Origin of the sequence: Streptomyces sp. 8L (genome assembly GCF_020176795.1) — a bacterium.
Classification (GTDB): Bacteria; Actinomycetota; Actinomycetes; order Streptomycetales; family Streptomycetaceae; genus Streptomyces.
Map to the genome: position 1 here is coordinate 1 of NZ_JAIUKE010000035.1, position 4,972 is coordinate 4,972.

6 protein-coding genes are annotated in these 4,972 nt (G+C 73.5%); 4 read left to right on the forward strand and 2 right to left on the reverse strand.

What is annotated here, in order from left to right:
* The 3 genes from LCE31_RS04715 to LCE31_RS04725 form a co-directional block, all read left to right on the forward strand.
* Window positions 1-439, forward strand: a 439-nt coding sequence (locus tag LCE31_RS04715; protein ID WP_225012684.1) for a DUF6758 family protein, incomplete at its 5' end; no start/stop codon positions are given.
* Between the two features lie 171 nt (window positions 440-610).
* Complete coding sequence (locus LCE31_RS04720) at window positions 611-1,477, forward strand: PHP domain-containing protein (protein ID WP_225012685.1); 867 nt, start codon at window positions 611-613, stop codon at window positions 1,475-1,477.
* 283 nt (window positions 1,478-1,760) lie between these two features.
* Entirely contained in the window at window positions 1,761-2,366 is a 606-nt protein-coding gene (locus LCE31_RS04725) for a MarC family protein (RefSeq protein ID WP_225012686.1), read from the forward strand.
* Window positions 2,367-2,578: 212 nt separating this feature from the next.
* Here LCE31_RS04725 and LCE31_RS04730 read toward each other — a convergent pair whose 3' ends face one another.
* Complete coding sequence (locus LCE31_RS04730; protein WP_225012687.1) at window positions 2,579-2,731, reverse strand: hypothetical protein; 153 nt, start codon at window positions 2,729-2,731, stop codon at window positions 2,579-2,581.
* 310 nt (window positions 2,732-3,041) lie between these two features.
* Between LCE31_RS04730 and LCE31_RS04735 the strand changes: the two genes are divergently transcribed.
* Window positions 3,042-3,875, forward strand: coding sequence for an NYN domain-containing protein (locus LCE31_RS04735; RefSeq protein ID WP_225012689.1), 834 nt, complete (start codon window positions 3,042-3,044; stop codon window positions 3,873-3,875).
* Window positions 3,876-3,968: 93 nt separating this feature from the next.
* Here LCE31_RS04735 and LCE31_RS04740 read toward each other — a convergent pair whose 3' ends face one another.
* Window positions 3,969-4,814, reverse strand: a complete 846-nt coding sequence (locus LCE31_RS04740; protein WP_225012688.1) for an alpha/beta fold hydrolase — start codon at window positions 4,812-4,814, stop codon at window positions 3,969-3,971.
* Window positions 4,815-4,972: the final 158 nt, after the last annotated feature.

Here is a 4,972-nt window from a genome sequence, read left to right on the forward strand (position 1 = left end):
CCGGGCCCCGGGCGCCCCCCCCGGGGCCCCCCCCCGGGGGGGGGGGGGGGCCCCCGCGGGGGGGGGCCCCGGCCGGGCCCCCGGGGGGGGCCGGGGCGGGGGGCGGCTCGTCGCCGAGGAACTGGGCGGCGGGCTCGGCGCCCGGTACGGGGGCGTCGCGGGCCCCGACCCCGGCCCGTACCTGCGCGTGGACGAGCCCCCGCATGCCAAACTCCTGGCGGCGGGCCGGCCCACCCCCCTGTGGCACGTCTCCGGCACCCCCGACGACCGCGTCGTCTTCGCGGGTGAGGCACTCGGGCTCTGGCTCTGGGCCGTGGTGTGGCCCCAGGAGTCAGGGCTCCTGATGTACGACGAACTCGTCCTCACCGACCTGCGGGACGCGGGGGCCGAGGTCGATCTGCTGCCCTGCGGCGCACTGTCGCCCCGGCTGCTGGCGTAGCGCCGGGGCGACAGTGGCGCCGTTCCCCTGGGCGCCCGGACGGGAGAGCGCGCGGGGACCGTTAGGCTGGACGGGTTGCCGCGATCGCCGGCGCCGTCGTGGTCGGCCTCCACGCCCATGCCGCCGCCGTCGCGCCCCGCCGTCGTCCCTCTCACGAGCCCAGGAGCCACCGTGCGTATCGACCTGCACACCCACTCCTCGGCGTCGGACGGCACCGACACCCCCGCCGAGCTGGTCACGGCCGCCGCGGCCGCCGGGCTCGACGTCGTCGCGCTCACCGACCACGACAGCACGCGCGGCCACGCCGAGGCCATCGCCGCGCTGCCCGCGGGGCTCACCCTGGTCACGGGCGCGGAACTGTCCTGCCGGATCGACGGCGTCAGCATGCACATGCTCGCGTACCTCTTCGACCCGTCCGAGCCCGCGCTGCTCAGCGAGCGCGAACTGGTGCGCGACGACCGCGTCCCGCGCGCCCGCGCCATGATCGCCAAGCTCCAGGAGCTCGGCGTCCCCGTCACCTGGGAGCAGGTCGCCAGGATCGCGGGCGAGGCCTCCGTGGGCCGACCGCACATCGCCTCCGCGCTCGTTGAACTGGGCGTCGTGCCCACCGTGTCGGACGCGTTCACCGAGGACTGGCTGGCGGACGGCGGACGCGCGTACGCGTCGAAGCACGAGAGCGACCCGTTCGAGGCGGTACGCCTCGTCAAGGCCGCGGGCGGCGTCACCGTCTTCGCGCACCCGGCCGCCGTCAAGCGCGGCAGGACCGTCCCCGAGGACGTCATCGCGCGACTGGCCGCCGCCGGACTCGACGGCATCGAGGTGGACCACACCGACCACGACGCCGCGACCCGCGACCGGCTGCGCTCCCTCGCGGCCGACCTGGGACTGCTGGTCACCGGGTCGAGTGATTACCACGGCAGCCGCAAGGACGTCGCGCTCGGCGCGAACACCACGGACCCCGAGGTGTACGCGGAGATCGTGCGGCGCTCCACCGGCGCCTTCCCCGTCCCCGGCACGGGCGGTCCCGTCCCCGCGTAATGGCCCGGGAGGCGCTGGCCCCCTGGAGTTCCGAGCCCCTGGAGTCCTGCCCCGTGATGGGGCCGGATCTCTGAAGGGGCCGGGTCTCTGAAGGCCCGCGCCTCTTCCCCTCCCTCTCCGCTCTCCGCAGCCCCACGCGCCCCGTCCCGGGCGCGCGCTGCCCGCTCCCGCGTTCCGCGATGTCCGCCGCCCGGCGGGCGGCGGCCGGGGGCGGGAACCCCGCGCCCGTGTCCGTACGCGTGCGCCTCTGTCCCCCCGTTCCCTCGCGACGCAAGGCCCTTCCGTGTTCGACTTCGCCGTTTTCGGCTCCCTCTTCCTCACCCTTTTCGTCATCATGGACCCGCCGGGGATCACGCCGATCTTCCTGGCGCTGACGTCGGGCCGCGCCGCCAAGGTGCAGCGCGCCATGGCGTGGCAGGCGGTCGCCGTCGCGTTCTGCGTCATCGCGGTCTTCGGCCTGCTCGGACAGCAGATCCTCGACTACCTGCACATCTCGGTGCCCGCCCTGATGATCTCCGGCGGTCTCCTGCTGCTCCTGATCGCCCTCGACCTGCTCACCGGCAAGACGGAGGAGCCGAAGCAGACCAAGGACGTCAACGCCGCGCTCGTCCCCCTCGGCATGCCGCTGCTCGCCGGGCCCGGTGCGATCGTCTCGGTGATCCTGGCCGTGCAGCACGCGCACACCGCCACCGCGCAGGTCTCCGTGTGGGCGGCGATCGCGGCGATGCACGTCGTGCTCTGGCTCGTCCTGCGGTACTCCCTGCTGATCATCCGCGTGATCAAGGACGGCGGCGTCGTGCTCGTGACCAGGCTCGCCGGAATGATGCTGTCGGCGATCGCCGTGCAGCAGATCATCAACGGCATCACCCAGGTCGTGAAGGGCGCCTGAGCCGCCGCCTCCCCGCCTGCGGGGCCAACACGTGGAACCTCGGCGTGGAGCGCCCCCATGACCTCGGACGGCCTCGGACGACCTCAGCGCAGAGCGCCTGTACGGGGTCCGAACGCAGAACCGCGCCCCCCGGTTCCGGAGGGCGCGGTTCTGTCATCTCCACCGAACCGTATGCTTCGGTTCGGTAGGGGTGAGTGAGTGCTGGACAAGAGTTACGAGGCCGGGGTCTCGGCCGGCCGGATATAGATGCGCTGGCCCATTGCGGCGGCCTGCTGCACGATCCGGTTGACGGAGGCTGCGTCAACGACGGTACTGTCCACGGCGCTGCCGTTGACGTCGTCGAGTCGCGTGATCTCGAAGCGCACAGGCTTCTCCCTTCGTCTGATCCTCCTGCTGGAGAACTGTTGATGACAGCGAAAGTGTCGATCGATACATCGAGATCAACGGCTTGCGCTGTGAAAACATTCCCTACGCTAAAGAAATCCTTCGGACAGCTAACTACTGGCCGGTATGGCGCGGCCCACGGAGAATGAACCGGGTATGAGCGAGGCAAGCGAGTCAGAGGCGGGAACCGTACCGGTGCACGACCCCGTGGAGCCGGGCACCGTGTCCGGCAGCGCCTTCGCCGAGGATCTCGGCCGCCGCCTCGCGCGCACCAACGAGCTGCTGCATCGCATGCTCGCCGAGGTCGCGAAGACACCGTCCACCCATGCCATCTTCGTCGACGCGGGTTACGTCTATGCTTCGGCCGGGTTGCTGGTCGCGGGCACCGAGGACCGGCGCTCCTTCGATCTCGACGCCGAGGGCCTCATCGAGGCGTTCATCGACAAGGCGCGGGTGATCTTCGCGGACAGCAGACTCCTGCGGGTGTACTGGTACGACGGCGCGCGACGCCGCATCCACACGCCGGAGCAGCAGGCCATCGCCGAACTCCCCGACGTCAAGGTCCGCCTCGGCAACCTCAACGCCAACAACCAGCAGAAAGGCGTCGACTCGCTGATCCGTACGGACCTCGAATCGCTCGCCAGGCACCGGGCCATCAGCGACGCCGCGCTCGTCGGCGGCGACGAGGACCTCGTCTCGGCCGTGGAGGCCGCGCAGGGCTACGGCGCACGCGTGCACCTGTGGGGCATCGAGGCCGCCGACGGGCGCAACCAGGCGGAGCCGCTGCTGTGGGAGGTCGACAGCCAGCGCACGTTCGACCTCGACTTCTGCAAGCCGTTCGTGACCCGCAGGCCCGTCACGACCTGGGAGCACGAGGCGGAGCCGCCGCCGAGCCGCGACGAGGTGCGCTTCGTCGGCGCCCAGATCGCCGCGACCTGGCTGGTCGACCGGGGCCGCGAGACGATGGCCGAACTGCTGCCCGGCCACCCCTACCTGCCGGGCAACGTCGACCAGGACCTCCTGATCGAGGCGGAGCGGCTGCTCCAGCGCTCCCTGCGCGGCCACGCCATGCTGCGCAGGGCGCTGCGCGACGGGTTCTGGCAGCACCTCCAGTCGCAGTACTGAGCGCGCCCGTACTGAGCGCCCGCAGTCGCAGTACTGAGCGCCCGCGCGGGGTGCCGGCCCGCGCACGGCACGGCTCCGGCGAGCGCGTGCGCCCTATCGGTGGTCCTTCCAGAAGGCGAGCAGCGCCGCCGCGGTCTCCCCGGGCCGGTCCGTGTTCGGGGAGTGCCCCGCGTCCGGTACGACCGTGCGCCGCGCGCCCAGGCGCCGCGCCATGTCGTCCAGCAGTACGGGCGGCCAGATGCCGTCCTCGTCGCCCGACAGCACGTGGACCGGCAGCGGCGGGCGTACGGCCGCCAGCTCGTCCACCCGGTCCGGCTCGCCCGTCAGCAGCCCGGCCGCCGCCACCAGCTGCGCCGGGTCGGTGGCCAGCCAGCGCCGGTGCAGGTCCGCGCCGTCGACGGGGGTCTCCTCCATCGGCTCCATGCCGGACATGGCCTCCCACACCTGCTGCATGGTCATCACTCCGAGCGCGTCGATCAGCAGCTTCGCCCGCTCCCGCTCACCCTGCGAGATCTCCGCGGGGCCCGACGACATCAGCGTGAGCGTACGGAACGGGCGTGCGTCCAGGAGCACGGCGGCACGGGCGACGTGCCCGCCGAAGGAGTGCCCGAGCAGGTGCACCGGCGCGCCCAGCGCGTCGGCCTGCGCCAGGACGTCGGCCGCCAGCTCGGCCTGCGCGTACCCGCCGGGAGCGGCGGGCGGCGCCGACTCGTACTGGCCGCGCCCGTCCACGGCCACCACCCGGTACCCGGCGGCGCGGACCGGCTCCAGCAGGGAGTTGAAGTCCTCCTTGCTGCCGGTGAACCCGGGCAGCATCAAAGCGGTGCCGAGCGGGTCGCCGGCGGGCAGCGCCTCGATCGCGGCGAAGCCGCCGCGCGAGGTTTCGAGGGTGCGGGCATGCGCGCAGGCGGGCGGTACGAAGCTGAGAGGCCGACTCATGGCACGAGGCTAGCGGTGTCCGCGCGGGCCCGCGCCGGGCCCCCGGCCGGGGCCCGCCACCGGGGGGGGGGGGGGGGCGGGCGGGGGGGCGGGCGCCCCCCCCCGGGCCCGGCCCCCCGGGGCGCGGCCCCCCCCCGGGGGGGGGGGGGGCCGCCGGG